Below are 26,143 nucleotides of genomic sequence, written 5' to 3' on the forward strand. Positions count from 1 at the left end.
ACATGCAACAGACATTATAAAACACTCTTAAGCAATGCAGACTGTTTTCGCTGTTTTCTTTTGTAGATTATCCAGCCCGCTCCAGCGGATGATAATAAAAGCAGACTAAGTCCTAAAAAAGCCAGTCCTATACGATCGTTAGCCGTAACGTACGTAAAGAAGAAAATCAGTAAAATTCGAATACCTAACGTGATAAAGCGAAAAAAGCTGTCGACTCTTCCCACGATGATATTCGGTATTTTCTGCATCATAAACGTATTTCGAGCTACTCTTGTACCTGCATTTGCAAAAGCAAGAAGAAATACAATAGAAAAATAAATCGGCAGAAGCTTCATAAAGAAGATGATAGATATTCCGAGTGCAAAAAGGCTTATATTCAGCATAATGGCTAGCTCTGTGCCTGTTCTTTTCATAATAGATACGATGAATACCCCTGCCGTTAACGCCCCGAAACCATATACAGCACTTTCAATCCCATATGCTGCTGGACTTGCGTTTAATTCTTGAGTTAGATAAATAGGAAATAAATAGTTCGTCATCATCACAGCGATGAAAGGCATAAAAGAAAGCAGTAAAAAAATAGAGACCGAGCGATTTTCTTTTATAAATGTTAAACCTTCTTTCATAGCAGTGTGTTTCTTGTCGCTTCGTTCACTGCTTTGTTTATATGGAATACTCAATAGACAAAGGAATGCAGCTATATACGTAGCTGCATCTACTGTTAAAATCCATTGAAGCGACCAACGAGTAATGACTAGACTCGCTACAGCGCCTGCAAGCATACTCGATAGCTGACCTTGTATTTCCATGATACTGTTTAATGATTGAAACGCATCTTTTGAAAAAACTTCTTGATTTAAAGCAAAAATCGTTGGATAAAAAAACGTGTAGTAAAGGTTTCCGGTTCCGTATAAAATCACGTAGTGAATCGTTGAATAGTCTGTCATAAAACCAACGATAACAAATAGCATGACCGTGGTAAAACCGATAAGTTCTACCGTTAGCAATAACTTTTTCCGTGACATTCGATCAATAAGAACACCTATATACGGGGTAGCTGCAAAGCTAATCACCGTCATAATCAGCATAATCGTGCCAAATAGTCTATTTCCATTTGGAGATGCAACTAACAGTAAAGGAATGGCAAGCATCGTAATACCGGAACCAATAGAGGATAAAACATTAGCAGCTACTACGGCTTGAAAGCGCCGGTCTTTATAAAGCGCCTTCATCAAACATTTTGCTTAGCTTCTAAAATTTGCTTAGACACTTGTGTATACAGAGTCAGCTCATTAACTAATTCATGAATTCCGTCAGCTGCGTTTTTTCGCAAAGTCCCTTTTTCCACGATGTCTGCAGGGTCTAACACCAGCTGCTTAGATAGAACATTCGCATACAAAGCGCGTGTAACGGTTCTAAGGTTATTTAAAGCATTAATGCCTCCTTTTCCTCCTCCTGATACTGCTAAAAGTGCCACGGGCTTATGGGCAAAATACGCACTGTTTAAAAAGTCAAACGCGTTTTTTAACGCTCCGCTCATAGCTCCGTGGTACTCGGGCGTCGCAAGCAAAATACCATCTGCTTTTTCTATTTTTTCAATCAGCATTTGTACTTCTTCTGTTTCATACTGATGAGGTTCACCTGTGAATATAGGAAGCGATAATTTACTTAAATCTAAAAAAGAACTTTGATAGCTTTTGTGAAGCTCTCTCGTCACTTGTGTTGTTCGGCCTGTTTCTCTAGGACTTCCATTCATAATAAGTATGTTCATGTTTATCTACTCCTCTGTCGTTTGGTTATATGTATAGTATAGAAATGATCGAGCTTTTTTTCGTCATGCTATTGATAGAAATAAGGCTACCAATATAGACGGAGAAGCACAGAGAAAAACCTACAACTAAAGTCGTAGGTTAGGAAATGCCGTGCTGCACAGCATATAGAGCAGCTTGGGTGCGGTCTTGAACACCAAGCTTCGATAAAATATTAGATACATGTGTTTTTACTGTTTTTTCTGTAATATGTAAGGAAGCACCAATTTCTTTGTTGCTTTTACCTTTTGCAATTTCTTTTAATACGTCTTTTTCTCGTTTCGTTAAGTGGTCAATAAAATTGACTTTCTTTTCGCTGCTTTTGGTTAACCGTGTTAGCAAGTGTGTGGTGACTTTTGGATGAAGCTGATTTTCTCCATTCATTAGCTTTCGAATAGCTGCTACAAGTTCATCTGGGTCACTTTCTTTTAGCTGATAGCCTGAAGCTCCAGCTTCTAGTGCCGGTATCACATGATCTTGATCCGAAAAGCTTGTTAAAATCATGACTTGTATATGCGGTGCTTGTTTTTTTAATTCTTTTGTTGCTTCGATTCCGTCGAGAACCGGCATCGATAAATCCATTAAAACAATATGGGGCTCTAGGGATGTCGCTAACTTTAAAGCTTCCTCTCCGTTAGAAGCTTCTCCTACAATTTCTAAGTCCGGCTGCGTCTGTAAGAAAAAGACAAGTCCTTTTCGGACAACGTGGTGATCATCTGCGATTAGAATCTTTATTTTCATGTGCGCTCCTTTCCATTATGAAAGAGGAATAGATACTTCCACAACCGTTCCGTTTCCTATGCTGCTTGTAACAGATAGTTTTCCATTTAATCTATTTATTCGCTCCTGCATAGTTTTTAACCCAAGCGTCGGCAATTCTGCTGAAGCGCTATACATAAACCCATTGCCACTATCTTGGACTTTCATGATCACTTGTTCTTTGCTTATATTTACGTTTAAATGTACATCTGCTGTACCCGCATGCTTTCGGCAATTATTAAAAGCTTCTTGCCCGACTCTCCACAGTGTCTCTTCAATCACAGCAGGCAAAACGGACACGCCTTTAATTTGTTCTGTTACGTTAAGCCCTAGCATTTGACCATAGCTTTTTAACGCACTGACAATGCCGTTTTCTAATCCTTGAGGACGAAGCTGCCAAATTAATGCTTTCATTTCCACTTGAGCATGCTGAGCGGTTTCTTGGATTAAGGAAAAAGTCTCTTTTAACTGCACATCTTTCGCTAAGCTGCTTCCGGCTTTGGCTGTGACATTAATCGAAAATAACAGCTGATTAACAGAATCGTGAAGATCTTTGGCCAGTCTGTTTCTTTCTTCAATAAGTTTTACCTCCTGCTGAGATTGAGTCAGCTTAATCCGCTTGATAGCCGTGCCAATTTGAAGAGCGACAGATCCTAATAAATCAAGCTCTCGCTGTTCAAAATGAATTTTATGAGGGGCAGCTACATTTAATAATCCAAAGCGCTCATCCCCTGCTTGTAAAGGAACCGTTGCGTGATGGGTAATGTCGTGTGTATCTCCCCACTCATGAATGACGGAATCTTCAAGTCTCTTGCACTCCATAATATTAGACGCTTTTTGAAGCCGGCCATCCATATACCGATCAACACACCAGCATCTTCCGTTACACATAGGCTGAGCGGTTTTATTTAATAAAGCTGGCGGCAAATGCTGAGCGGAAATCATCTCATGTTTTCCATTTTTATCAATAAAAAAGATCCATCCTGTTTGTAAATCTGTTATTTGCAGCAGTTTTAAAAGAGCATCGTGAAGCATTGTATGTAAATTAGTGCCTTCATTTAAAATCTCGGCAATGTCTTTTAAAATCTTAAGCTCTGAAATATGGTCTTTTTCCATAGCCTCTCTCCTATATGATGTATTTTCCATTTTTTATTTTATCACAATTAAAGACGATTCCGACTCATAGGACGTTATTTTTAAGGTGTTTCCGCTTAGGTATGTAAGAGTTTTTGACACCAATAATAAAAATTTTAAAAAGTATGTCAGGTAGTTTAACAATTAGCTAGAGTCTTTACGTAAAACGAACTATACTACAGATAATTCACGTAAGAAAAGAAAAAACGAAAGGAAATGAGAAGAAAAAAATATTAAAATTAATCAATTGAAAACGCTTCCAAATGTGAAGGCATAGTGCTATTATATAATTATTAACAGAATAGGGATGTGAGAAAGATGAATAAATTATTTTTAGAAGAGTTACGATACATTATCTTGTGTGAAGTGCCTATGACAAAGTACCGAGTAGAGCAGCTTCAAGACAAATTTGATCAAAGCCCATACTTAATTAATGAACTTTATCAACTCCTATTCGAAAAGCGTCACATTTTAGCTTTTGTTGATGATATTGAATCATCCCTGTATGACTATATTGTGAATAAAGAAATGATGGATGCTAAAACGTATTACGGAGCTATTGCACATGTAGCAAATCTTTTCGGCGAAACGCCTACATATATAAAATGCAAAATAAAAAAATATAGACAGTCTTCGATTTCAAGTATCAGCGCCTAAAAGTCGCGCACAGCTGATTCAAATAAAAATCAAAAAAGAAATCCTAGCACAAGGGTTTCTTTTTTGTACCACTAACATATAGGGAGGAAAATAAGATGAAGACATTTTTTATCACGAATCGCTATTCGTTTCTTGAAACGCAAGTAAATGAATACATGCAATCTTTATTGGTAAAAACGCCCGAACAAGTGATTTTATATTTCGAAAGGCAAATTCGAAAGTATAAATTATATTTACAGAAAAAACATCATTACCCAGAGTGTATGGTTCAATCTATCCACCGTTTGATTGAAGAATATTCATTAATTATCATTAGAGTGAAAAAATATATTAGCTATCAAAACAAGCTGATGAATAAACAGCTATTAGAGCCGCAGTAAAACGAATCATTTTTTATGGTTCGTTTTACTGCGGCTCTGCCGTTTTACTCCTCGTATTTTAGCAGTAAATGCAGAACAGCGGGACGTTCTTCAAGATTTTTGTATGAGTGTACATGACTTCCTTCAAATTTTATAGAGTCAAATTGTTTTAGCTCGTATAGCTCTTCTTCTATTTTCATTTCAATTCTTCCTTCCATTACCGTTGCTACTTCAATTAATCCTTTATGATGAGGTTCGGGATAGTATGTAGCGAGAGGAGAAAGAAAGGCTCGGTACATTTCAATAGTTGAATCTATTTGATTTTGAAAAATAAATTCTACTTTCCACGCTTCGTCCGGTCCTTTGAGAGAAAAACCTTCTCCGCACTTAGATACAGCCACTGAAGGTTCTACTGACACTAATTTAGTTAAAGGGATATTTAAACCTGTTGTTATTTTCCACATTACTCCTAGGGTTGGATTAGTCTCCCCTCTTTCAATTTTCCCTAACGTGAGTTTGCTGACTCCCGTCCTATCTGCTAATTCATCGAGTGTGAATTCTCGCTGTGTTCTTATTTTTCTAAGCTCGTTGCCTACCTTTTTCATCATTTCTTCTGAATGCATTTTTTTCTTCCTTTCTTTTGTATACTATGATACACTTTTTTTGTATATAAGTATACTATAAGGTACATTTAGGTGTTTTTATTAATTAGGAGGAAAAAGTATGAAAGCAATTTTATGGGGGCTTCTCTCGTCTATGTTCTTTTCTGCTACATTTATTGTGAATCGTGCCATGAATGTATCTGGAACAAGCTGGGCTTGGACAGCATCTCTTCGTTTTTTATTAGCACTACCTATTTTACTCATTTTAGTACTTGTACAAAAGAAGTTTACACCATTATGGATGGAAATGAAAAAGCATCCTTTCGCTTGGTTAGGCTGGGGAACTCTTGCAGGAATTGGATTTTATTCATTATTAAGTTTTTCTTCACTTTTTGGACCGTCATGGCTTATAGCTGGAACGTGGCAAGTAACGATCTTGGCAGGTGCGCTCATTTCTCCACTTTTCTATGTAACGATTCAAAATGCAGACGGAAACAAAAAAGTAAGAGGAAACATTCCACTCAAAACGCTTGGTATTTCAACGTTTATTTTAGCGGGTGTGATTCTCATGCAAGTTAAAGAAGCTGAAAACATCACGCTTTCACAGTTTGTGTTGGGTTTTCTCCCTGTCGTCATGGCTGCTTTTTTATATCCTCTGGGAAATCGAAAAATGATGGAAGTTTGCAAAGGAAAATTAGATACATTTCAACGTGTTTTAGGTATGGCTATCGGCAGTATACCGCTAAGTATCATCTATGCGATATATGGATTTTATACAACTGGTATGCCAACAGCTCCTCAATTTTCGCAAGCTTTTATATTAGCGATGAGTTCAGGTGTAATTGCGACAATGACGTTCTTTCACGCAACAGACTTGGCAAAAGAAAATTTAGCTTTGTTGGGAGCTGTCGAAGCAACTCAATCGGGCAGCATGATTTTTACAGTGTTTGGAGAAGTGTTTTTATTAAATGGGCGTGTGCCAACAGGGATAGCTTTAGCTGGTATGATGGTAATCGTAATCGGAATGATTATGAACAGTATGCTAAACAAAAAAACAAAACTGTCTTCGGCCGGTCCTTCACGTACTCTATCAAAATAAGAAAAGAGGAGATGAAAATCTGTTTAAAGGTTTTCATCTCCTCTTTTTAATATTCGAGATGATTGTTCCAATAGCGACTCCAAAGCGCAGGGAATCGCATCTGTAAACCATCCTCATCATCTTCATCCCAATCAAGATCCAAATCTTGCTCATCGTACCACATTGGGTCAAACTGGTCATATTTATCATAATAATAGTCGTTATCTAAACCTGTTTTTTCTTCATAAGCTTCACACGCTACAGAAAGTAATTCTTCTAATTGAGGAGCATAGCCTTCTGCTTCTAGTGGTTTAAGTACAGAAATCATCGTCTCAGGAGATTCAATTGCTTTATAATATATGTCTTTTCCTTGATATAAAAGCCACCCTCTAAAATAATCAAAACAATCATCTGAACAACCGCCCATTACAATATAAGCTGCTGCCCACAATGAAGAAGTATAGGATTGATCAAAATGCTGACTTAATAGCTGATCAAAGCGGAAAATGTCCTTTTCAGAACGCTTTGCTAGCGTGGAGCGGAGCCATTCCATTTGCTCGTCGACATCTAATTTTGTCTTCGCCTTTTTTATCAGTTCCCAAAAGAGAGCCTCTGACATCGTGCTGTCTTTCATTACTTGCATCGAACAAGTTAAAGGCTTATATCCTTTCTTCAATTTTGCACGAATCAGCTTTTCAGCTTCTGCTTCACAAGCTTCTGCGGAAGCAAACTCTTTTACTTGCATGCGGCCAGCTGTATCAACTTTTCCAAAGTGAATCACTAACTTGCTGTCTCTTCTTTCAACTTTCCAAAATTTATTCGATTGCTCATCTTTATACACTAAGGTTATTTGCATGATACATTCCCCTTTTTCATCCCACTACTATTATGAATATTTCTCTTTTTACAAGTTATGTAGAGCCACGGCGCTTCATAATCCCTTTTCTTTCCTTTTTTAACATGTTCCAGTTGATTTTAATTCTTTCTAAAGTTTGTTAAAAGCTGAAGGGCTATTTTTTGATCATGCTCCGCTCCTCATTTAAATTCAATGCTACTGATACAGTTCAAACAGCGAGAAATCAAACATGATTTACGCAATATTTCAGCTACTTACTTTTGTTGCATTTACAACATTTTATTTTTCCTTTATACTCTTTTTATATTAGATATCTTTATTATACAAAAAAGAATCATAAATTCGCAGCAAAGGAAGGATTTTCGATGGAAATTAAGCATGTTACAACAAAAGAGCAGCTTGAAGACGTATTTCATATACGTAAAACAGTGTTTGTTGAAGAACAAGGAGTGCCGTTAGAAGATGAATTTGATGAACATGAAGAAACGGCAAAACATATGTTGATTTATTATAACAACGAACCAGCTGCTTCTGGAAGATTCCGCATAGTAGACGGTTTCGCCAAAATAGAGCGGATATGTGTATTAAAAGAATTTAGAAAATACGGGCTCGGAAAAGAAGTGGTGACCAGCTTAGAAGAAGCAGCGAAAAAGGAAGGCTTAACTCAAGCGATGCTTCATGGTCAAGTTCAAGCTGAATCATTTTATCATAAATTAGGGTATAAGACTGTTTCTGATGTATTTATGGAAGACGGTATTCCACACATTATAATGAAAAAAGAATTTACGTTTTAAAAATCTTCTTGTACACAGTTACTTCAGTAAAGAAAAAGGCTCTCAGCAGAGAGCCTTTTTCTTTACTATTAGATTTTCATAATTCCGCCCGTGCTTGCAGAAGTTACAAGTTTAGAATATCTTGCAAGATAGCCTTTTTTCACTTTTGGCTCAAAGCCTTTCCAGTTTGCTTTTCGTTCTTCCCAAACATCTGGAGAAACTTGAACATTCATCGAACGATCTTCAATGTCAATCACGATGTGGTCGCCATCTTCTACAAATGCTAGCGGGCCGCCTTCAGCAGCTTCTGGAGATGCGTGACCAATTGATAATCCACGAGAAGCGCCAGAGAAGCGTCCGTCCGTTAATAGAGCTACTTTTGCACCTAGTCCCATTCCCATGATTTGAGAAGTTGGAGCTAACATTTCAGGCATTCCCGGGCCGCCTTTTGGTCCTTCATAACGAATGACTACGACATGTCCTTCTTTTACTTTGCCGTTAGCAATACCGTGCAGCGCCTCGTCTTGAGACTCAAATACAATTGCTGGTCCTTCGTGACGAGTAATACCGTCTTGAACACCGCCTGTTTTAATGATCGCGCCGTCTGGAGCTAAGTTACCAAACAATACAGCAAGTCCCCCTTTTTCGGTGAATGGCTTATCGATTGGATGGATAACGTTATAGTCTTTTACATCGCATCCGGCAATGTTTTCACCTAACGTTTTTCCAGTAACTGTCATAGTATCTAAATGAAGAGCCCCTTCTTTTTTAGATAGCTCGTTTAAAGCAGCTGATACGCCTCCTGCTTCATGTAAGTCTTCAATAAATACATCAGAAGCCGGAGCCAGTTTTGCCAAGTGAGGCACGCGTTCTGCCACTTCATTAATACGCTCTAATGGATACTCAATTTCAGCTTCATTCGCAAGAGCTAGCGTATGAAGAACTGTATTTGTAGAACCACCTAACGCCATGTCCAAAGCAAACGCGTTGTCGATTGCTTTTTCTGTTACGATATCACGTGGTTTTAAATCTAATTTAATTAATTCCATAAGCTGTTTAGCTGATTTTTTAACAAATTCTCTACGTTCAGGAGCAACTGCTAAGATTGTACCATTTCCAGGTAAAGCAAGTCCTAACGCTTCAGCTAAGCAGTTCATTGAGTTCGCTGTAAACATTCCTGAACAAGATCCGCATGTCGGACAGCCGAATTGTTCTAATTCAAGTAATCCTTTATCATCAAGTTTACCAGCTTGATGAGCTCCTACGCCTTCAAATACTGAAGAAAGAGAAATCTTACGACCGTCGCTCGTTACGCCAGCCTTCATTGGTCCGCCGCTAACAAAAACTGTCGGAATATTCAGACGTAATGAAGCCATTAACATCCCAGGCGTGATTTTATCACAGTTTGGAATACATACCATTCCATCAAACCAGTGAGCAGATACTACCGTTTCAACTGAGTCAGCAATGATTTCACGACTTGGTAATGAATAGCGCATACCGATATGTCCCATCGCAATACCGTCATCTACACCGATAGTGTTCATTTCAAAAGGTACGCCACCAGCTTCGCGAATCGCATCTTTTACGATTTTACCAAACTCTTGTAAGTGAACATGACCTGGTACAATATCAATATATGAATTGACAACCGCAATAAACGGTTTGCCGAAATCCTCTTCTTTTACACCAGCTGCACGCAGTAGGCTGCGGTGGGGTGCTCTGTCGAATCCTTTTTTGATCATGTTACTTCTTAATTCTGCCACAATAATTCCCTCCGTATTCATCTAACCTATTAAAAACTGAATCTTTTTAAATTGTTTAATAATTTTTAATATAAATACTAATTTAACAAATCACATAAAGGTTTGTAAAGGTTTATGACAAAATAATCATTTTTTATTTCAAAATAGTAAAATCACCTACATAAATTAGTATAATATATACATATATCCCTTATTTTACAGGAAAGCAGAAGGTGGATACTGAGCATGAAACAATCCTTTTACTACAGAGGTCATCAGGAAAAAGAAATATTTGCACAAAAATGGAATGTTGAAAAAATGCCTGCAAAAGGTGTTGTCCAAATAGCCCATGGGATGGCCGAACATATCGGACGCTACGAATACTTTGCTAATGTATTAACTCAACATGGCTACATCGTATATGGAAATGATCACCGCGGTCACGGTCAAACAGCTTTAAAAGATGAAGAAAAGCGTTTTTTTGCTGAAGAAAATGGTTTTGACACCGTAGTTTACGACATGATTGCTCTGACTAAGCACATTTCAACGGAACACACCGGCCTACCAATCTTTCTTTTCGGTCACAGCATGGGGTCTTTTCTAACGAGAAGATATATTCAATTGAATACAGAGCACATTCATGGTGTGATGGCAGCATTCCTTCCCTTTCACTGCAGGGCGGCATATTAGCTGCGAAAATAGAGAAAAAAAGAAAAGGATTACGATCTGCTAGTCCATTGCTTGATAAGCTTTCTTTTGGACAGTACAACAAATCCTTTCATCCTGCTCGAACACCTTTTGATTGGTTAAGTCAAGATAATGAGGCTGTAGATTTATATGTAAATGACCCTTATTGCGGAGGAGTTTTCACGGCGGGATTTTTCTATGACTTATTAACAGGAATCAAACAAATCTCTAACTTAGCTAATATAAAGCTAGTACCATCAAGCCTGCCTATTTATTTAATATCTGGAGAACATGATCCAGTAGGCAGCTATACAAAAGGTGTACTCAAAGTATATAACGACTTTAAAAAAGCAGGATTGCAGGATGTAAGCTACCGCTTTTTTACACAGTGCCGTCATGAGTTGCTTAATGAATTAAATAAAGATGAAGTGATAGAAGATATACTAAATTGGCTTGACGTGCAAATGGACAAAAAAACGGTTCGTGTTTAGACACGAACCGTTTTTTTTATTAAGCAAATACAGATGTTAATACAGGTACTACTTGTTTTTTACGTGATACAACGCCTTCTAAGACAGCTGTATTGTTTTCAAGCGTTACGTTGTATGCTTCTTCTACTTTTGAAGCAGCAGAACCTAATGCTAATGCAGTAGAGTTGCTGTTTAAAATATCTGTAACAACTAAAAGGAATAATTGTAATCCTTTTTCTTCGATTGTTTTAGTAATAGCTTCTTCCAATTCAACTTTGCGTACTAAAACGTCATTTACGTCAATTGCATTCACTTGTGCAATTTCTACTTTGCTTGTACCCATGCTGAATTCTTTAGCATCTAATGAAATTAATTGTGAAGCTGTTTTATCGCCTAAGTCAGCTCCAGCTTTCAGCATTGCTAATCCGTACTCTTCTGCATCTACGCCTGCAATTTCCGCTAATTCTTTAGCAGCTGCAACGTCTTGGTCTGTGCAAGTTGGTGATTTGAATAATAAAGAATCAGAAATGATAGCTGATAGCATAAGACCTGCGATGTTAGGTTCGATTTCTACGCCGTTTTCTTTATACATCTTGTTTAAGATCGTTGCCGTACATCCAACTGGCTCTGCACGATAGTATAAAGGATCTGCTGTTTCAAAGTTAGCAATACGGTGATGATCAATTACTTCAAGCACACGAACTTGATCAATATCGTTTGCACTTTGTTGGCGTTCGTTGTGGTCCACTAAAATAACTTCATTTGTTTCTTTAGATACTTCATCAACGAAACGTGGTAGTTCAGCGTTGAACTTTTCAAGAGCAAATTGCGTTTCACCGTTAATATCGCCTAATCGAACTGGTTCAGCGTCTACACCTAATTTATTCTTTAAATCAGCGTATGCAATTGCAGAACAGATTGTATCTGTGTCAGGATTTTTATGTCCAAAAATTAACGTCTTTGCCATCTTAAATCTCTCTCCTTCTTACGTATGTAAATAGCATTCTTGCGTAAATTTAATTAATTCGTTCACGCAACATTGCCATTTTAACATAAACTTTTACATTATTTTAATTTTTTTGCGAAAAATGATGTTCATCCGCAGATATTTTGCCATTTTGTATCTTTTTCATAGTAAAAACACCTCTATTTCCGATATAAATAGAGGGTTTTATACGTTCATTATATAAAAGTTAGCGATAAAACACAACCCGGCTCTCTAACACCTGATAGATAACTTAAACGCAGTATCTTGCCAATTTTGATAAAGAAAAAGTAAGGAAGCAATGACTATTATTAAAGAGAAAATGTATTATTTTGTCCTTGTTTATATAAAATAACCAAAAAAGCCCCCTTGTTAAAGGGCACTTTTTTGATTATCGTCGCAGTGTAAAATCGAAATGTTCATTTACTTTGGCTCCTAGCTCTTCAAGAAACTGCTGAGCCGTCATTCCTTCTACGCTTTGGGTATACCAAGCAAGCTGAGATTTTTTATGAACATTGTTGTAATATACATCTCTTGACCAATATGTTTTTGATCGGTATGTATAATTAAAGTGAATGAATAGTTCACTCCCGTCTGGACACTGCAACAATACGCGGTAATGTGGATTACGACGATTTTTATCTAAACTCATTTCTTTGATCTGCGCTAACATTATTCACCTCTAAAGCCATTACTTAATCATTTAAAGGTAAATGCCACACCGCGCTATATCCTAGCTCTGCCATCAACTAGAAAATCATATATTTTCTAAAATTCTACACGATATAGGGCAAAAGAGGAAGAGATAATTTATTGATGGACATGTAAAGTTTCATATAAATCTTTTAACTGCTCAGGGTATTGAGACCTTACGTAATAACCTGTAGGACGGTGCTCGATTAAATGAGAAGCAAATAAATAGCCGATGAGCACGTGCATTTGTTCATCTGAGGTTTCTTGGTTTAATTCTCTTTCGAGTCGTTCAGCTAAGTGTGAAGCCAGCTGTTTAATTTTTTCATCATGTGATAAAAAAAGCATTTTGTTCTCCCCCTTATAACGAATAAATAATGCTGTGAATTTCAATAAAGACAAAGTATTGCTTTTATAAGGATGATTATATTTTATTTTACAATAAAAGTATATAAATAGTTCTAAATATTCAAATACGACTTGTTTCTTTTGGACTATTCGGCAACAAACAAAAAAAGAAGCGGGAGCTGTCCCGCTTCTTTTACGTAAAAAGATATTCGATTACCGAAATTCATTCTACTTCCACTGCCCAGCCGAATGGATCTTCTACTGTACCATTTTGAATACCTGTTAGAGTGTCATACAGTTTTTGTGATACTTCTCCTGTGTTTCCACCATTGATGACCATTTTCTCATTATTCCAAAATAGTTCGCCAATTGGAGAAATAACTGCAGCTGTACCTGTTCCAAATGCCTCTTCTAGTTTGCCTTCGGAATAAGCTTGCTTAATTTCTTCCATAGAAATACGGCGCTCAGTTACAGGCATATTCCAGTGTTTTAGCAGCTCAATGATGGATTTACGCGTAATTCCTTCTAAAATGCTTCCGTTCACAGATGGCGTTACTACTTCTCCATCGATTTTGAAGAAAATATTCATGCTTCCTACTTCTTCAATGTACTTGCGTTCAACTCCGTCTAACCACAGTACTTGTGAATAGCCTTTTGAGTCAGAAAGCTGCTGAGCTTTTAAGCTTGAAGCATAGTTTCCTCCTGTTTTAGCTGTCCCTGTCCCTCCGGCTACAGCACGAACAAATTCGCTTTCAACCGCAATTTTTACAGGAGCAATTCCTTCTTTGTAATATGAACCAACTGGAGATAGAATAATGATAAATTGATAGCGGTCAGATGGCGCTACTCCTAAGTAAGGCTCTGTCGCGATGACAAACGGGCGAATGTATAGTGATGTACCTTCAGCAGTAGGAATCCATTCGCGGTCAATTTTAATCAGCTGCTTTAACGCTTCTAGCGCTAAGTCTTCATCAACATGAGGAATACAAAGACGATCGTTTGATTTATTTAAACGTTTGAAGTTCTCATCTGGTCTAAATAATAATACTTGCTCTTTTTTTGTTACATATGCTTTTAGTCCTTCAAAAACAGACTGCCCGTAATGAAAGATCATGGATGCCGGATCTAATGTGATAGGTTGATAAGGTACAATACGAGCATCGTGCCATCCTTGGCCTTCTGTATAATCCATAATGAACATATGGTCCGTGAAGATTTTCCCGAATTGCAATTGATCAGATTGCGGCTTTTCTTTTTTTGTTTGACTTAGTGTTACATCGATTGAATAAGTTGTCATAGTTGTTTCTCCTTGCTCTTTATATTTACGGGTTTTTCGCTTAAACCTCTATATAAGTTACATTGTACAACTTTAGGGAAGCGTGTCACAATAGTTAGAGACGAAAAATTCTAAAAATTTTATAAAAATTATAAAGAAATAGCACCTAATCGAATTAAGTGCTGAATTGAAAAGGTTTTCTTTCTGAAAAAACTATTTCTACATTTTATTTACAACCATTTATAAACCAATTTTCACTCGAAGCTTTTCATCTTGTATTGAAAATTGTTTGATTTTTCCTACTGGAATGACCTTCACTTTATCAATTTCATTGAGATTGATATGAATTTGTTTTTCTTCATACGTAGTAACAGGCGGCTTGTGAAAAATTCGATAGTTGATCCAATTTTGATTAAGAGGTTTCATTTCATGGATTTTGAATAAAAGCGTACGTTCTTTTGCTTCAAGAGGTTCTAGCACAATGGAAAATGGAATTCTCACCAGAAATTTTTTAATAATTCCATTCACGTGAATATAGGAGTCTTGAAATGAAATAGAAAATTGCTGAATTTGATCTTGCTTTGTCATTTGCTTTTGAAAAATTCGCATGAGCATAGAAGCGGATATAGGAACGGTTACACCGCTTTCAGCCATCTTTTCTTTCATTTTTGCCTGCACATCATCACTAATCACATCGTTTAGCTTTCTCTGTACCCAATCCTTCATGATGCACCTCCGCTATGAAGTTATTTTTCTGTTTCCTCTAACGCACGAATCGAAGCTGTTAAGCGATTTGACACGTCGGCAAGGCGGTCTTTTGTTAGTTTATCTTCTCCAAGGTAGATGGGCTTTCCAAAGGAAATGACAATGGGATCCTTTGAAAATAGCTCTTTTACATTTGAGGGTCCTTTGTAAACCGCGGGTACAATAGGAACCTTTGCCATACTTGCTATAGTGACTGCCCCTCTTTTCAAAGGAACGTCTTCCTCTGTTCGAGTGCCGCTAGGGAAAATTCCTACTATATGTCCTTGTTTTTCCAATTTAATAGGTGTTTTAATGCTGCTGGGTCCTGGATTGTTACGATCTACTGGGAATGCGTTAAGTTTTTTTAATACATTACTAGTAAGTATATGATTAAACAGCTCCTTTTTTGCCATAAAATGAATTTGGTGAGGCAAAACAGCTGTACCAAGCGCTACGACGTCTACCCATCCCTTATGCGAACAAGCGATCACAAAGCCTGTATCCGCTGGCAGATACTCTCTGTTCCTTACGTGAAGCTTCCCTCTCCTTTTTAATAAAAATTTACATGTGTGAGCCGCAACATTATACATAAATGTTTCCTCTTCTCTCTATTATTTGAAAATATATACAAAATTATATCACTTACTATTAAGAGTTGGTACTAAAAAAGAATGTAACATCTTTTCACACAATAGCTTCACTGCTTCTCTCTACATTGTATAAAATCAGATATTGTCTCTTCTGTTTTTAGTCAACTTAACTAATGACATCTCTTAAAAAACATTTTACTATTAATGTATCATTTTAAATGTAATATTTATTAACATTACATGTGATATAATTAAAGGAGGTTTTTAGGTGAATAACCAAAATCGACCGTTTCGACTAGCTTCATTGGGATTACAGCACGTACTTGCTATGTATGCGGGTGCCATTCTCGTTCCGCTGATGGTCGGACGCGCATTGAATTTAAATGCGCATGACTTATCCTATCTCGTGGCCATTGATTTACTGACATGCGGACTAGCTACACTGTTACAGGCATGGACGAACAGGTGGTTTGGGATTGGTCTTCCTGTTGTACTTGGAAGCTCATTTGTAGCGGTGACTCCTATGATTGCAATTGGAACTCAATATGGGATTAGCGCTGTTTACGGAGCGATTATTGCCGGTGGTATTTTCATCGTACTGGCAGCAAGTTTTTTAGGCAAAATTATTAAATTTTTCCCTCCCGTTGTCACCGGAACGGTTGTGACGATGATTGGTTTATCGCTTGTACCATCCGCCGTGCGAAATATGGCAGGAGGAGTGGGAAGTAAAGATTTTGGTTCTCTTTCTAATCTTCTTCTTTCTTTTGGTGTTCTAGCGCTTATTTTAATTTTAAATCGATTTTTCAGCGGTTTTCTTCGTTCTCTTTCTGTGTTGATTGGAATTGTAGGTGGAACAATAGCCGCTGTATTAATGGGGAAAGTTGATTTTACTAATTTCAATGAAGCTTCTTGGCTGCACATTCCCACTCCTTTTTATTTTGGGATGCCCACTTTTGAAATCGGCCCTATTTTAACGATGATTCTCGTATGCTTAGTCATTATTATTGAGTCTACAGGCGTATTTTTAGCATTAGGGAAGCTGTGCGATCGAGAATTAACGGAAAAAGATTTTACAAAAGGCTACCGTGCCGAAGGAATCGCCATTGTTCTTGGAGGGCTATTTAATGCTTTTCCTTACAATACATTCGCTCAGAATGTAGGACTGGTTCAATTATCGAAAGTAAAAACAAAAAATGTAGTGGTAGTAGCCGGCTTCATTCTCGTATTACTGGGGCTTGTTCCTAAAATTGCTGCTTTTACAACTATTATTCCCACCCCTGTTTTAGGAGGAGCGATGGTCGTGTTGTTTGGTTTAGTTATTTCGTCAGGCATCAAAATGCTAAGTGCTGTTGATTTGACCAAACAAGAAAATTTGCTGATTATTGCGTGCTCTCTTTCACTCGGCCTTGGTGTAACGGTGGTACCTGATTTATTCGCTCAGCTCCCAAATGCTTTGCGCGTAATTGTAAGCGATGGAGTTATTACGGGAAGTTTAGCTGCCATTTTATTAAATCTCTTTTTTAACGCATCAATTGAACGAAAAGTACCTTCTGTCTCTTTAGAGAAGACAGATTATTCAGAAATAAAATAAAGGTGGTGTAGTATGAATAACGTATCCGTGCAGTATGTAAATCAGCTTAGCAAGAAGCATTTCGTTTCATTAGTTGGTGATATATTTGAACATTCACCTTGGGTTGCAGAAGAGGCTTATTCTAAAGGCCCTTTCTCTTCCGTTGAACAACTTCATGGCATGATGAAAGAAATTGTAGCGCAAGCATCTGTAGAAAAACAGCTGAAGCTGCTGCAAGCTCATCCAAATCTAGGTGAAAATATCGCCATGACATCTGCTTCTACTGAAGAACAAACCAAAGCAGGCTTACAAAACTTAACGCAAGATGAGTATGAACAGTTTTCTTCTCTTAATGGAACGTATATGGAGAAGTTTCCTTTTCCTTTTATTTTGGCAGTACGAGGTAAACAAAAAGAAGATATCTACGAGGCAATGCAAAGTCGCTTACTAAATACCGAGCAAACGGAGTTTGATACAGCGTTAGAAGAAGTATATAAAATTGCTTTCTTTCGCTTAACTGATAAAATTACTGAAGATAAGGAGACAAAGAAACGAGCATGACTAAAATCACAACGCATATTTTAGATCTTACCCACGGATGTCCGGCTGCTTTTGTCAAAGTTGATTTTTATCATATTCAGTCGCAAAGTAAACGAATAAAAATTTCACATGGTACTACAAATGAAGACGGGAGGTTAGTAACTCCGCTCTTCTCTTCTGAAGCGTTTGAATCAGGAGATTATGAACTTCTGTTTCATATTGGGGAATATTATAAAAAACAAGAAGTCCAAACAACAAATCCGCCCTTTTTAAATCAAGTTTCTGTTCGAGTCGGATTGTCTTCTGAACAAGAACACTATCATATCCCTTTGCTTGTGTCACCGTGGGGATACCAAATTTACAGAGGAAGTTAAAAAAAGAAACGGCGTCTTTAAACGTCGTTTCTTTTTTAGTTGAGCAATTTAGACATATAGTACTCATCAATGAACAAACCGCCAATTCGCAGTGAATGTTTTTTCGTTCCTTCAATTTCAAATCCTACTTTGTCATATAAAGAAAGAGCCTTTTCATGCTGTACAGCAACTGTGAGCTCAAGACGGTGAATATGGTGTTCTCTTGCCCATTCTTCAAGCGCAGCGAATAAAGCCTTACCAATACCTTGATTTTGAAACGTTTTTCGAATACCTAATGTTAAAGAAGCGATGTGAGCGTTTCGGTTAGCTTCACCTCCTGTTGCAGCTATATATCCCACAAGCATCTCGTTTTCTTCTGCTACAATAATCGTAGAGTTTGGCTGTTGCTTAAAGATTTCGATGTTTTTCTCCTGCTGATCTGTGCTCAGCTTTCGCTCTCCGCTTTCAAACAGCATAAACTTACTTTCTTCTTCAATCTGTTTAAGCAAATCTACAAAGTTTGCAGCATCATGTAATTCTAGTTCTCTAATTTGCATGCTGATCCCCCTTTTTATGTGTCCCTTTTGTTTATATATGTATCGGTTCACCTTTATAAAATATAGCTTCACAGTTTTTTACGAAAAACACCACTTTTTAAGAAGCGGAAGTAGAACCAAAAACCTACTAATCTCCCTTTCTTTGAAATGCTTTTTTCTTCTGTATAATTTTAAATCACTTATCAACTTCTGTAAATTTTTTAGATTCCCTCTTTTAATTTCCATTTATCTTCCTTTTATATGGGTTTGAATTGGATCTAAGGAGACATTTTATAGAAAACACATGACTATTATCCTGTTTTTTATGAAGAAAGAAAGCAATAAATGTAATTTTACTTGTAATCGTTTAGAATAGAAAAAGTGGAAATTTTATGTACATATCCTCCTTAATTATTGGTCTGTGAAAGGAAATTATTATGAAAGTACTACCCACAAAATGTGGTGTATATGTCTTAAGCGGTCTAGGAGCTGTTATTGTGTTCTTCTTACTTTTACTTAAGAACAGTGCTTTCTTTCTAGAGGAAGAATACGATCAAAACAAACCTGAAGCTGCACTTACGGTCAACGAACATACCTATCACCTTCACAAAGGTTCTATTAACTGGTCAAACGGCCGTTCAACAACAAAAAAAGAAATAAATGTATATGATTTATATACATACATATCGCAGCAAAAAAGTATACCATTGAAGCAGCAACAATTGGTTAAGCTCCATTTTTCCAACCTAGACGGCGCTTATATTCGTAGTATGAGTGTGCATATATGGAGAGATAACGGTGAAAAAACCAAGCTGTTTGTCAAAAATAATGAATTTAAGATTCCTAAAAATCAAGGTTTTTACGTTGTAGATATCGTGATTAACTCTACAAGAGGAACAATGCAATATGCGGCAAATGTGCAAATACAGTAAGTTTTTATATGTTTAGGTTTGGTTAAGAAAATTGGATAAAAAAGCTCCCGTTGCAAGTAGGAAACGATGTATGGAATAAAAAACGATGAAAAAGAAGTATTAAAAATATAGTGAAGCATTCAAACAAAAAACTTTTTTGATCAGTAAGGGTAGCAAAAGGCTAAAAGTCCCTGACTTTTTTCGGAAAGTAATCCCCCCAAAAAAAGAGAGCTATATGCTCTCTTTTTTATAAAATGAAAAAGACGTCCACGCAGGACGTCTTTGATGCGTTTGTGGCGGGGACCGTGTGACCACATTCACACGTTTAGCTCGAAAGCATGTCCTTCGACTTACACAAATTAGCTCATCGCTTTATTAATATAACATCCGCCACAGAAAAAAGCAATCAATTTTTAAATAGTTTTTTCTATTTATACATATTTCGCGAGAATCCACAAAATAATATGCATGCGTAGCTATTCACTCTCTACATTTTTAGTCTATTTTAACTCATGTACGAATATACTAATAGACCAACCTATGCGCAGTTTTTGAAAAAGGATGTGAATAGCTTGTTTCAAATCACTGATTTCCCTGAATTTTCATGGTCGTACTCCAGGCATAAAATGGTCACACAGTGCAACCGAAAGTATGCATATCATTATTATGCCTCACATAACGGATGGCTTGACAGCGCTTCTGCGCAGTCTCAGAGTGCTTATCGTTTAAAAAAGGTTTCCACTTTATCTATGTACGCCGGACAAGCCGTTCGTCAAGTGATTACAGAGGCCATTTCTGACTATACATCTACAAAGCTTGTCCCGAATGAACAGAGCTTAGTCGAGAAAGTGCAGCAACTACTAAATAACGCACTGCGTGATTCTACTGACTATGGAGAGCTTTGGTATCATAAGCCTGCTCAGTATAAGATGCTTTTAGAATTCTACGAAAACGGCTATATTTCTAAAAAAGATCTTAAAGACATGCAAAAACGGGTACACATTTGTGTACATCACTTTTTACAAAGTAAATCGTTTTGCGACATCTTATCTTCACCTTTTTTAGAAGTAGAGCCTCATCAGTCGTTTCGTTCTATAAATGTGTATGATCATAAAGTATATGCGCCTTTTCATTCTCTTTTTAAAAATCCAGTCACAGACCAATTTACGATTGTTGATTGGAAAACAAGTAAACAAACAAAAGATGATTTGTTTCAACTGGCGATATACGCCCTCTACGTGCTAGCTGAATATAATATTTCCGTTGATAAGATAAAAGTCCGAAACGAATACTTGCTTTCAGGCAGTTCGCGTACGTATCAGCTTACTCTTCACGAAATTGAAGCGATTCTTTGGCAAATCGATACAAGCATTGATTATATGAAAACTTTTTTGGAACACTCAGAGGTAAATCAGCCTCTTCCGCTTGAGCATTTCCCTCAAGCAGATACGCCCGCTTCCTGTCACGGCTGTGCATTTAAAGAATTGTGCCAAACGAGATAAAAAATATCTGAAGATGATTTATATTTTTCACTAAACTTTTTTATTGTCAAAAGAACCTTTGTTAGCATATAATTTGCATTAAGGAAACATTTTATACTTCATATAAAAAAATTAGCTTGGGCTATTTATTGTTCATCAAAGAAAGGAGCACTAGACATGAAAGATCAAAACGGCAGTAAAGCCTTATCAGCTATGCAGTTAAGTGCTCAAGACGTATTGTCAGGTAAAACAAAAGGAATTAAGCGATTATTGCCTTTTTTAGGGCCTGCTTTTATCGCAGCGGTTGCCTATATTGACCCAGGGAATTTTGCAACTAACATTGCAGCAGGCTCTCAATACGGATACATGCTGCTTTGGGTTGTATTAATTTCTAACTTAATGGCTGTCTTAATTCAATCGTTATCAGCTAAATTAGGGATTGCAACGGGCTTGAATTTACCTGAGATAGCACAGGAACACTTCCCGTCCTTCGTTTCTTTTGGGCTTTGGATCCAAGGGGAATTGGTCATTATGGCGACGGATTTAGCAGAATTTATTGGGGCTGCTCTTGGAATTTATTTATTATTTCATATTCCTTTGTTCCCAGCTGCACTTATCGCAGCGGTAGGTTCTTTTGCTATTTTAGAGTTACAAAGACGAGGTGTTCGACTGCTAGAAGCAGCTATTGCGGCGATGGTTTTTATTGTAGTATTAGCTTTTGGGACTCAAATGTTTCTTGCGCATCCAGACGGCGCAAGTATTGTCCACGGCTTATTTGTCCCTCAGTTTCACGGAACAGACAGCGTGCTGTTAGCTTCTGGGATTTTAGGTGCTACAGTTATGCCGCACGCGATTTATTTGCACTCAGCTCTTACGCAGCGCCGCGTGGTAGGAACTACAGAATCGGAGAAAAAAGCGATTTTCCGCTTTGAATTTATTGATATTGTTATTGCCATGATTATCGCTGGTGCAATTAATGCAAGCATGCTGATTGTCGCAGCCGCTCTATTCTTTAAAAACGGACTAAACGTGCAAGATTTGGACGTGGCTTTTACACAATTTGAACATTTAATTGGTCCCTTTGCAGCTATTGCGTTCGGCGTTGGATTATTATCTTCAGGACTTTCAAGTTCTTCGGTCGGAACAATGTCTGGAGATGTCATCATGCAAGGATTTATTAAACGCAGAATTCCTTTATATCTTCGCCGGTTCATTACAATTATTCCGCCGCTTTTGATTATCGGATTTGGCGTAAATCCAACAAGTGCACTAGTTGTCAGTCAAGTTATTTTATCGTTCGGAATTGCATTTGCGCTTGTTCCTCTTATTATGTTTACGAGTAATAAAAAAATCATGGGCGGATTGGTTAATCATAAAGCAACAACTACTGTAGCTTGGGTGATAGCTGCATTAGTCATTTGTTTAAATATCTTTTTGATTTATCAAACGATAGCATAGCAAACTAAACAACTTACCCAAATAGTGCTTTTTTTAAGAAGAAAAAAAGCAAAAAAAGAGACCACATTTGTTAGGCTGCATCTAACTTTTTGAGGTCTCTTTTTTAGTATTCTTTTATTAAACCATAGCAAAAATGAAATAGACGAGAGTTCCAATAATAGCCGATAGCACTAGGTAACCCACTGGATATAAATAAGAGTAGTTTTTTTTACGGATTGAAAGAATACGATCAACAATAAAAATAAGAATGACGCCCATCATTCCGAATTCAAACATTAAAAACCCAAAAATGGCGTGGAATATGAATGACATGATAAAATCATTTTTTTTACTACGGTCTTTTACAAAAGCACTGACTAATAAATCAACGATAACCGTGCCTAACGTCCCCATTATTAGAAAGAATGGCGTAAAGAATAAGAGATATAAAGGAAATAAATCGATGAAATGCGGGCTGTTTTGTTTAATAGAAAAATTAGGAATTGACTCTTTTATACCTGGTATAAAACAAAAAAGCAAAGCGAAAAGAAACGCAGCTATAATAACGGCGGATAGTTTTCTATTTAAATGCATGTTTATTTTTTTATTACTGAATTCAGTGTTTGTTTTTGTATTATTATAGTTCATTATGTCTTTAGCGTAATGTACGCACCTTTTCCTTTCTCATAACTTTTTATTCAAATTTTATCTCCAGCTGTTTTTACCGACACTTACAATGATACACGTTCTTTTTGAACTTGACTATACTAACGCGCTTTATGTCTATTCTCTTTTTATGTCTATCGTTTGCTACGCTTCCCTTGTATATTCCTTCTTTTTATTCAGGGGTTGTAGTATCGTTTGCTCTTTCTATGAGAAACAAGATGGTTTTACAAAAAACGCCTTCTTTTTCTATAAAACAAAAGACAGGCATTTTTTCTGTATGTAATTAATAATCTTGTTTGGCTTCTTCAAACTTAAATACATCTGCTCGTTCTGATTGCTGTGTAATTAACAGGTTATACGTATGGTTGGCCTTTTTTGGAATTTTAAATGCGACATCGAGTTTGAGGGGTTCATCGTTAAATAGTGACGGTGATGAAAAAGCTGTCCACAGGGTGTGCGGGGTTTCTGTAGCTAAATTTCCTCCATCAGACGGTTCGTAGGTTTGATGAGTTGCCGTGTCTTGTAATGTAAACGTTGTGTCGTTTAATACTACAGTCGAATGTTCATTAAGTGTTCGCTGGAACTGAACGGATACGACAATGTACTGGGTGTTTACTTGTTTAGCTCCTTTAACAGGATAAAATTGGGCATCCGTTGGGGACACATAATATTGACCGTGTTTTGATCGTTCTCCAAATGCTAATCGATCATCGGTTTCATCTTCTTGAGCTACCCGACTTACAGGGGCCATCGTTTCATCTGTTGCTGAAATGGTGTCTGCTCCCGGGGCATGTTTAGGTTGAGGGGTTTTGTAAGTGACGTGCGTATCGCCTTGTTTGTCTTCGCAAGCGGCGAGACTTGTGAACAAAACAGCCGCTACAAGGCTTCTGGTAACTATTTTCTTCATGTTATTCCTCCAATGACTAGTCTACATTCTATGCTACATGGTATTTAAATGGGAATAAAGGATAAAATTGGTTAAATATGAAGAAAGAAGAAAAAATTACTGAAGTCAGTGGGATTTGGAAAGGATATAGGACCTGCAAAGACTGCTGTGCTTATTTTTATAACAAAAAAGAGACGATTTACGCCTCTTTTTTGTTTGTTCGTATTATGAATTTAGTTCATCTAAAATTGAATGCAGTTCACTTAAATGGGTAATTTCATAAGTAGGAATGACTTCATTTCGCTCTTTATCGTGACGATTAATCCATACAGATTTCATTCCAACGCGAGAAGAACCCAGTATATCTGTCATTAAATTATCTCCAACCATAATCGCTTCATCTTTCTTTAAATCCATAAGTGATAAAGCATGGTCGAAAATAGATGGATCAGGCTTACCGCGGCCAAATGCACCTGAAATCACAATCTCATCAAAATATGGAACTAGTTCTGATGTAATATCTAATTTGGTATTTTGTAAGTCAGGTGAACCGTTTGTTAACAGCAGCAGCTTGTACTTTCCTTTTAATTGATCAAGCACCTCAAACGTTTCTTCGTATACAAACGGTGTTTTGCGGCGCTCTAATGGAAAACGCTCAGCTAGCTCTGCTCCAAAAGCATCATCGTGAATTCCTAGGGCACGAAGGCCTCGAGTCCAAGCTTCTTTGCGATAAGTAGGAACAATATCTTTCATTTTGCGGAATTCATCATGATCGTCTAAAAAATCCCCCCATAATCCTTCAAATGGATTAATGCCAATCATTTGCGTAAATTCATAGGTTTCATACGAAGCATATAATTCTCTTGCTTCCTTACGCACTGCTTCTTCTAGTTCTTCAGGTTTTAAATTATATTTCTCACTTGCATATGTACATGTTGCAACGAATGCTTCTTTTACGCTTTTTTGATCCCAAAGTAGCGTGTCATCTAAGTCGAAAAATACTGCTTTAATCATGGATGTGTGTACCCCCTACTGTTTTTGAAAAAGTTTAACTATTCTTACACTAGATTACAAGGATACACACAATAAGTCTAGTGTATTTGCGATTTATTCTCTAAATTTATTTTTATAAAGCGCCCTCTTTACAAACAAATTTACAGAAATAAAAACAGCTGATATAATCACAGCATGTATGTATGCAGGAGGTTTTATATGGAATCGTTAGAAGAAATATTCGGCATTCCCACAGTTCGTACAAGTAAGCGCTTAAGCAGAGTAGTTGCCGCACGCTTGCGCCCTTTTGGGATTACGCCAGAACAGTGGACCGTTTTAAAACGCGTATCAGAAGCTGAATATAGTACGCAGAAACAATTAGCTGAACGAGCGGATAAAGATCAAGCGACGCTGACTAAAATTTTAGATTTACTAGAAAAGCAAAATTGGATTCAGCGTATCAGAAATCCAGAAGATCGCCGCTCGTTTTTTATTCAAATAACAGAAGACGGCCTGCGTTTAAAAACAGAAGTAACGCCTGCTGTGGAGCAGGTATTTTTCGAATTGACGTCCGAATTAAACGAACAGCAGGTGAAAATTTATACCGAAACTTTACAAAAACTTGAATACCGCGCCGAACAACTGCTTCAAGATGCAGAAGACCTGCGTTAAATACCGAAAACCCCACAGCTAACATCCTGCGGGGTTTTACACGTAGTTGGCGATGCACAGTACTTCTTTAATTTTTGAAATCACTTGTTTGGTTTCATCTGTTAAAGAGGTGAATTTAAAAGCGATGGATTCTGCATTTGGATTAATGAAGGGTTCTTTGTTTGTGTCTTTGCGGTAGTCTTCAATTTGTTCTAAACAATATTTTAAAATAAACGACAAGTTCGCACGTCGAAATCTCAAGCTAACAGTAGAAGGCCATCTTTTTTGAAACTGATTGCTTCCCTCATACTGAATTGCTCCAATATAGCGCTCTCCCGATAAAAAAGACTCTTTGCTTCGATATAGCTGAACGGTTTGGGCTGTTCCGCTCCAGTCAATATAAATACCTGCTGTTTCACAAACTTCGTATATGTAATGAAAAAGCTCCGTTACTTCTCCGAAATGGTAGTGAAGCGGATGTTTAGCCGTCATAGGTAGCTCCCTCCTTTATCGACTTTCTACCATTATATTGTAGGAAAAGTAACTTATTCATTTATA

Annotated in this window: 31 protein-coding genes; 13 read left to right on the plus strand and 18 right to left on the minus strand. The window is 37.1% G+C overall.

All coding sequences use genetic code 11. From position 1 onward, the window contains the following. Window positions 1-14 precede the first annotated feature (14 nt). From LIS78_RS13135 to LIS78_RS13150, 4 genes are all read right to left on the minus strand, one after another. Window positions 15-1,232 carry an MFS transporter gene (locus LIS78_RS13135; protein WP_252283744.1) on the minus strand — a complete coding sequence of 406 codons (1,218 nt, stop codon included), beginning with the start codon at window positions 1,230-1,232 and terminating at the stop codon, window positions 15-17. Further along, window positions 1,232-1,771 (minus strand): NADPH-dependent FMN reductase, encoded by a 540-nt coding sequence (locus tag LIS78_RS13140; protein WP_195783091.1) that lies wholly within the window; start codon window positions 1,769-1,771, stop codon window positions 1,232-1,234. Before LIS78_RS13140 ends, LIS78_RS13135 begins: the two co-directional genes overlap by 1 nt. A 139-nt stretch (window positions 1,772-1,910) precedes the next feature. Beyond that, the gene (locus LIS78_RS13145) at window positions 1,911-2,549 is read right to left on the minus strand and encodes a response regulator (RefSeq protein ID WP_050691149.1); all 639 of its coding nucleotides are present in this window, start codon (window positions 2,547-2,549) and stop codon (window positions 1,911-1,913) included. 15 nt (window positions 2,550-2,564) lie between these two features. Further along, window positions 2,565-3,683: a GAF domain-containing sensor histidine kinase gene (locus LIS78_RS13150; RefSeq protein WP_286676921.1), complete on the minus strand. Its 1,119-nt coding sequence runs from the start codon at window positions 3,681-3,683 to the stop codon at window positions 2,565-2,567. A 336-nt stretch (window positions 3,684-4,019) separates the two neighbouring features. Here LIS78_RS13150 and LIS78_RS13155 point away from each other — a divergent pair, with 336 nt between their 5' ends. Continuing rightward, on the plus strand, window positions 4,020-4,358 hold the full coding sequence (locus LIS78_RS13155; RefSeq protein ID WP_013057201.1) for a hypothetical protein: 339 nt from the start codon (window positions 4,020-4,022) through the stop codon (window positions 4,356-4,358). 95 nt (window positions 4,359-4,453) lie between these two features. Next, on the plus strand, window positions 4,454-4,738 hold the full coding sequence (locus LIS78_RS13160; protein WP_013083325.1) for a hypothetical protein: 285 nt from the start codon (window positions 4,454-4,456) through the stop codon (window positions 4,736-4,738). 44 nt (window positions 4,739-4,782) lie between these two features. On the opposite strand, the gene LIS78_RS13165 is transcribed toward LIS78_RS13160, so the two are convergent. Further along, window positions 4,783-5,340: a helix-turn-helix domain-containing protein gene (locus LIS78_RS13165; RefSeq protein ID WP_057236392.1), complete on the minus strand. Its 558-nt coding sequence runs from the start codon at window positions 5,338-5,340 to the stop codon at window positions 4,783-4,785. 100 nt (window positions 5,341-5,440) lie between these two features. On the opposite strand from LIS78_RS13165, the gene LIS78_RS13170 reads away from it, so the two are divergent. Further along, window positions 5,441-6,418 carry a DMT family transporter gene (locus tag LIS78_RS13170; RefSeq protein WP_195783089.1) on the plus strand — a complete coding sequence of 326 codons (978 nt, stop codon included), beginning with the start codon at window positions 5,441-5,443 and terminating at the stop codon, window positions 6,416-6,418. Window positions 6,419-6,464: 46 nt separating this feature from the next. On the opposite strand, the gene LIS78_RS13175 is transcribed toward LIS78_RS13170, so the two are convergent. Beyond that, the gene (locus LIS78_RS13175; RefSeq protein ID WP_195783088.1) at window positions 6,465-7,253 is read right to left on the minus strand and encodes a DUF4240 domain-containing protein; all 789 of its coding nucleotides are present in this window, start codon (window positions 7,251-7,253) and stop codon (window positions 6,465-6,467) included. 365 nt (window positions 7,254-7,618) lie between these two features. Between LIS78_RS13175 and LIS78_RS13180 the strand changes: the two genes are divergently transcribed. Then, complete coding sequence (locus LIS78_RS13180; RefSeq protein WP_209149830.1) at window positions 7,619-8,047, plus strand: GNAT family N-acetyltransferase; 429 nt, start codon at window positions 7,619-7,621, stop codon at window positions 8,045-8,047. A gap of 68 nt (window positions 8,048-8,115) precedes the next feature. Here the strand turns inward: LIS78_RS13180 and ilvD are convergent, their stop codons facing one another. Continuing rightward, window positions 8,116-9,792: a dihydroxy-acid dehydratase gene (ilvD, locus tag LIS78_RS13185; RefSeq protein WP_013057207.1), complete on the minus strand. Its 1,677-nt coding sequence runs from the start codon at window positions 9,790-9,792 to the stop codon at window positions 8,116-8,118. A 225-nt stretch (window positions 9,793-10,017) separates the two neighbouring features. On the opposite strand from ilvD, the gene LIS78_RS13190 reads away from it, so the two are divergent. Continuing rightward, the gene (locus LIS78_RS13190) at window positions 10,018-10,461 is read left to right on the plus strand and encodes an alpha/beta fold hydrolase (RefSeq protein ID WP_252283745.1); all 444 of its coding nucleotides are present in this window, start codon (window positions 10,018-10,020) and stop codon (window positions 10,459-10,461) included. A 47-nt stretch (window positions 10,462-10,508) separates the two neighbouring features. Next, a complete protein-coding gene (locus LIS78_RS13195; RefSeq protein WP_252283746.1) occupies window positions 10,509-10,949 on the plus strand; it encodes a serine aminopeptidase domain-containing protein in 441 nt (146 codons plus the stop codon). Between the two features lie 19 nt (window positions 10,950-10,968). On the opposite strand, the gene LIS78_RS13200 is transcribed toward LIS78_RS13195, so the two are convergent. The 6 genes from LIS78_RS13200 to LIS78_RS13225 form a co-directional block, all read right to left on the minus strand. Continuing rightward, a complete protein-coding gene (locus LIS78_RS13200; RefSeq protein WP_013057209.1) occupies window positions 10,969-11,895 on the minus strand; it encodes a manganese-dependent inorganic pyrophosphatase in 927 nt (308 codons plus the stop codon). A gap of 409 nt (window positions 11,896-12,304) precedes the next feature. Continuing rightward, the gene (locus LIS78_RS13205; protein WP_029321983.1) at window positions 12,305-12,586 is read right to left on the minus strand and encodes a hypothetical protein; all 282 of its coding nucleotides are present in this window, start codon (window positions 12,584-12,586) and stop codon (window positions 12,305-12,307) included. Between the two features lie 137 nt (window positions 12,587-12,723). Further along, window positions 12,724-12,951 (minus strand): hypothetical protein, encoded by a 228-nt coding sequence (locus LIS78_RS13210; RefSeq protein WP_014459922.1) that lies wholly within the window; start codon window positions 12,949-12,951, stop codon window positions 12,724-12,726. Window positions 12,952-13,174: 223 nt separating this feature from the next. Then, the gene (locus tag LIS78_RS13215; RefSeq protein ID WP_098113018.1) at window positions 13,175-14,248 is read right to left on the minus strand and encodes a branched-chain amino acid aminotransferase; all 1,074 of its coding nucleotides are present in this window, start codon (window positions 14,246-14,248) and stop codon (window positions 13,175-13,177) included. A gap of 219 nt (window positions 14,249-14,467) precedes the next feature. Continuing rightward, window positions 14,468-14,953, minus strand: a complete 486-nt coding sequence (locus LIS78_RS13220) for a hypothetical protein (RefSeq protein ID WP_013057211.1) — start codon at window positions 14,951-14,953, stop codon at window positions 14,468-14,470. A 20-nt stretch (window positions 14,954-14,973) separates the two neighbouring features. Next, window positions 14,974-15,561 carry a lysophospholipid acyltransferase family protein gene (locus LIS78_RS13225; protein ID WP_252283747.1) on the minus strand — a complete coding sequence of 196 codons (588 nt, stop codon included), beginning with the start codon at window positions 15,559-15,561 and terminating at the stop codon, window positions 14,974-14,976. A 268-nt stretch (window positions 15,562-15,829) separates the two neighbouring features. Here LIS78_RS13225 and LIS78_RS13230 point away from each other — a divergent pair, with 268 nt between their 5' ends. The 3 genes from LIS78_RS13230 to uraH are packed head-to-tail and all read left to right on the plus strand — an operon-like array spanning window position 15,830 to window position 18,045. Further along, window positions 15,830-17,152: a nucleobase:cation symporter-2 family protein gene (locus LIS78_RS13230; protein WP_286676922.1), complete on the plus strand. Its 1,323-nt coding sequence runs from the start codon at window positions 15,830-15,832 to the stop codon at window positions 17,150-17,152. A 12-nt stretch (window positions 17,153-17,164) separates the two neighbouring features. After that, window positions 17,165-17,692, plus strand: coding sequence for a 2-oxo-4-hydroxy-4-carboxy-5-ureidoimidazoline decarboxylase (uraD, locus tag LIS78_RS13235; RefSeq protein ID WP_195783082.1), 528 nt, complete (start codon window positions 17,165-17,167; stop codon window positions 17,690-17,692). After that, window positions 17,689-18,045, plus strand: a complete 357-nt coding sequence (uraH, locus tag LIS78_RS13240) for a hydroxyisourate hydrolase (protein ID WP_195783081.1) — start codon at window positions 17,689-17,691, stop codon at window positions 18,043-18,045. The genes uraD and uraH overlap by 4 nt, the downstream gene beginning before the upstream one ends. A gap of 35 nt (window positions 18,046-18,080) precedes the next feature. Here uraH and LIS78_RS13245 read toward each other — a convergent pair whose 3' ends face one another. Further along, the gene (locus LIS78_RS13245; protein WP_195783080.1) at window positions 18,081-18,581 is read right to left on the minus strand and encodes a GNAT family N-acetyltransferase; all 501 of its coding nucleotides are present in this window, start codon (window positions 18,579-18,581) and stop codon (window positions 18,081-18,083) included. Between the two features lie 416 nt (window positions 18,582-18,997). On the opposite strand from LIS78_RS13245, the gene LIS78_RS13250 reads away from it, so the two are divergent. The 3 genes from LIS78_RS13250 to LIS78_RS13260 all read left to right on the plus strand — a co-directional run bounded on the left by LIS78_RS13250 (window position 18,998) and on the right by LIS78_RS13260 (window position 22,410). Further along, on the plus strand, window positions 18,998-19,492 hold the full coding sequence (locus LIS78_RS13250) for a hypothetical protein (protein ID WP_209149834.1): 495 nt from the start codon (window positions 18,998-19,000) through the stop codon (window positions 19,490-19,492). A 551-nt stretch (window positions 19,493-20,043) separates the two neighbouring features. After that, window positions 20,044-20,973, plus strand: a complete 930-nt coding sequence (locus tag LIS78_RS13255) for a PD-(D/E)XK nuclease family protein (protein ID WP_209149835.1) — start codon at window positions 20,044-20,046, stop codon at window positions 20,971-20,973. A gap of 156 nt (window positions 20,974-21,129) precedes the next feature. Beyond that, window positions 21,130-22,410 (plus strand): Nramp family divalent metal transporter, encoded by a 1,281-nt coding sequence (locus LIS78_RS13260; protein WP_209149836.1) that lies wholly within the window; start codon window positions 21,130-21,132, stop codon window positions 22,408-22,410. Window positions 22,411-22,527: 117 nt separating this feature from the next. On the opposite strand, the gene LIS78_RS13265 is transcribed toward LIS78_RS13260, so the two are convergent. The 3 genes from LIS78_RS13265 to LIS78_RS13275 form a co-directional block, all read right to left on the minus strand. After that, window positions 22,528-22,983: a hypothetical protein gene (locus tag LIS78_RS13265; protein WP_252283748.1), complete on the minus strand. Its 456-nt coding sequence runs from the start codon at window positions 22,981-22,983 to the stop codon at window positions 22,528-22,530. A 355-nt stretch (window positions 22,984-23,338) separates the two neighbouring features. Then, window positions 23,339-23,962: a hypothetical protein gene (locus LIS78_RS13270; protein ID WP_209149838.1), complete on the minus strand. Its 624-nt coding sequence runs from the start codon at window positions 23,960-23,962 to the stop codon at window positions 23,339-23,341. Between the two features lie 204 nt (window positions 23,963-24,166). Beyond that, window positions 24,167-24,955: an HAD family hydrolase gene (locus LIS78_RS13275; RefSeq protein WP_029714917.1), complete on the minus strand. Its 789-nt coding sequence runs from the start codon at window positions 24,953-24,955 to the stop codon at window positions 24,167-24,169. 198 nt (window positions 24,956-25,153) lie between these two features. Between LIS78_RS13275 and LIS78_RS13280 the strand changes: the two genes are divergently transcribed. Next, complete coding sequence (locus tag LIS78_RS13280) at window positions 25,154-25,606, plus strand: MarR family winged helix-turn-helix transcriptional regulator (protein ID WP_195783075.1); 453 nt, start codon at window positions 25,154-25,156, stop codon at window positions 25,604-25,606. A gap of 36 nt (window positions 25,607-25,642) precedes the next feature. Here the strand turns inward: LIS78_RS13280 and LIS78_RS13285 are convergent, their stop codons facing one another. Next, window positions 25,643-26,077, minus strand: coding sequence for a hypothetical protein (locus LIS78_RS13285; protein ID WP_013083346.1), 435 nt, complete (start codon window positions 26,075-26,077; stop codon window positions 25,643-25,645). Window positions 26,078-26,143 lie beyond the last annotated feature (66 nt).

Origin of the sequence: Priestia megaterium (assembly GCF_023824195.1) — a bacterium.
GTDB lineage: Bacteria > Bacillota > Bacilli > Bacillales > Bacillaceae_H > Priestia > Priestia megaterium_D.

What these genes read in the sequence shown, in the direction of transcription:
- LIS78_RS13180 (WP_209149830.1), top strand. Translation starts at nt 7,619, where the DNA reads ATGGAAATTAAGCATGTTACAACAAAAGAGCAGCTTGAAGACGTATTT.
- uraD (WP_195783082.1), top strand. Translation starts at nt 17,165, where the DNA reads ATGAATAACGTATCCGTGCAGTATGTAAATCAGCTTAGCAAGAAGCAT.
- LIS78_RS13150 (WP_286676921.1), bottom strand. Translation starts at nt 3,683, where the DNA reads ATGGAAAAAGACCATATTTCAGAGCTTAAGATTTTAAAAGACATTGCC.
- LIS78_RS13250 (WP_209149834.1), top strand. Translation starts at nt 18,998, where the DNA reads ATGAAAGTACTACCCACAAAATGTGGTGTATATGTCTTAAGCGGTCTA.
- LIS78_RS13265 (WP_252283748.1), bottom strand. Translation starts at nt 22,983, where the DNA reads ATGCATTTAAATAGAAAACTATCCGCCGTTATTATAGCTGCGTTTCTT.
- LIS78_RS13260 (WP_209149836.1), top strand. Translation starts at nt 21,130, where the DNA reads ATGAAAGATCAAAACGGCAGTAAAGCCTTATCAGCTATGCAGTTAAGT.
- LIS78_RS13155 (WP_013057201.1), top strand. Translation starts at nt 4,020, where the DNA reads ATGAATAAATTATTTTTAGAAGAGTTACGATACATTATCTTGTGTGAA.
- uraH (WP_195783081.1), top strand. Translation starts at nt 17,689, where the DNA reads ATGACTAAAATCACAACGCATATTTTAGATCTTACCCACGGATGTCCG.
- LIS78_RS13280 (WP_195783075.1), top strand. Translation starts at nt 25,154, where the DNA reads ATGGAATCGTTAGAAGAAATATTCGGCATTCCCACAGTTCGTACAAGT.
- LIS78_RS13190 (WP_252283745.1), top strand. Translation starts at nt 10,018, where the DNA reads ATGAAACAATCCTTTTACTACAGAGGTCATCAGGAAAAAGAAATATTT.
- LIS78_RS13205 (WP_029321983.1), bottom strand. Translation starts at nt 12,586, where the DNA reads ATGTTAGCGCAGATCAAAGAAATGAGTTTAGATAAAAATCGTCGTAAT.
- LIS78_RS13215 (WP_098113018.1), bottom strand. Translation starts at nt 14,248, where the DNA reads ATGACAACTTATTCAATCGATGTAACACTAAGTCAAACAAAAAAAGAA.
- LIS78_RS13245 (WP_195783080.1), bottom strand. Translation starts at nt 18,581, where the DNA reads ATGCAAATTAGAGAACTAGAATTACATGATGCTGCAAACTTTGTAGAT.
- LIS78_RS13210 (WP_014459922.1), bottom strand. Translation starts at nt 12,951, where the DNA reads ATGCTTTTTTTATCACATGATGAAAAAATTAAACAGCTGGCTTCACAC.
- LIS78_RS13175 (WP_195783088.1), bottom strand. Translation starts at nt 7,253, where the DNA reads ATGCAAATAACCTTAGTGTATAAAGATGAGCAATCGAATAAATTTTGG.
- LIS78_RS13160 (WP_013083325.1), top strand. Translation starts at nt 4,454, where the DNA reads ATGAAGACATTTTTTATCACGAATCGCTATTCGTTTCTTGAAACGCAA.
- LIS78_RS13165 (WP_057236392.1), bottom strand. Translation starts at nt 5,340, where the DNA reads ATGCATTCAGAAGAAATGATGAAAAAGGTAGGCAACGAGCTTAGAAAA.
- LIS78_RS13225 (WP_252283747.1), bottom strand. Translation starts at nt 15,561, where the DNA reads ATGTATAATGTTGCGGCTCACACATGTAAATTTTTATTAAAAAGGAGA.
- LIS78_RS13145 (WP_050691149.1), bottom strand. Translation starts at nt 2,549, where the DNA reads ATGAAAATAAAGATTCTAATCGCAGATGATCACCACGTTGTCCGAAAA.
- LIS78_RS13135 (WP_252283744.1), bottom strand. Translation starts at nt 1,232, where the DNA reads ATGAAGGCGCTTTATAAAGACCGGCGCTTTCAAGCCGTAGTAGCTGCT.
- LIS78_RS13275 (WP_029714917.1), bottom strand. Translation starts at nt 24,955, where the DNA reads ATGATTAAAGCAGTATTTTTCGACTTAGATGACACGCTACTTTGGGAT.
- LIS78_RS13140 (WP_195783091.1), bottom strand. Translation starts at nt 1,771, where the DNA reads ATGAACATACTTATTATGAATGGAAGTCCTAGAGAAACAGGCCGAACA.
- LIS78_RS13220 (WP_013057211.1), bottom strand. Translation starts at nt 14,953, where the DNA reads ATGAAGGATTGGGTACAGAGAAAGCTAAACGATGTGATTAGTGATGAT.
- LIS78_RS13200 (WP_013057209.1), bottom strand. Translation starts at nt 11,895, where the DNA reads ATGGCAAAGACGTTAATTTTTGGACATAAAAATCCTGACACAGATACA.
- LIS78_RS13170 (WP_195783089.1), top strand. Translation starts at nt 5,441, where the DNA reads ATGAAAGCAATTTTATGGGGGCTTCTCTCGTCTATGTTCTTTTCTGCT.
- LIS78_RS13270 (WP_209149838.1), bottom strand. Translation starts at nt 23,962, where the DNA reads ATGAAGAAAATAGTTACCAGAAGCCTTGTAGCGGCTGTTTTGTTCACA.
- LIS78_RS13285 (WP_013083346.1), bottom strand. Translation starts at nt 26,077, where the DNA reads ATGACGGCTAAACATCCGCTTCACTACCATTTCGGAGAAGTAACGGAG.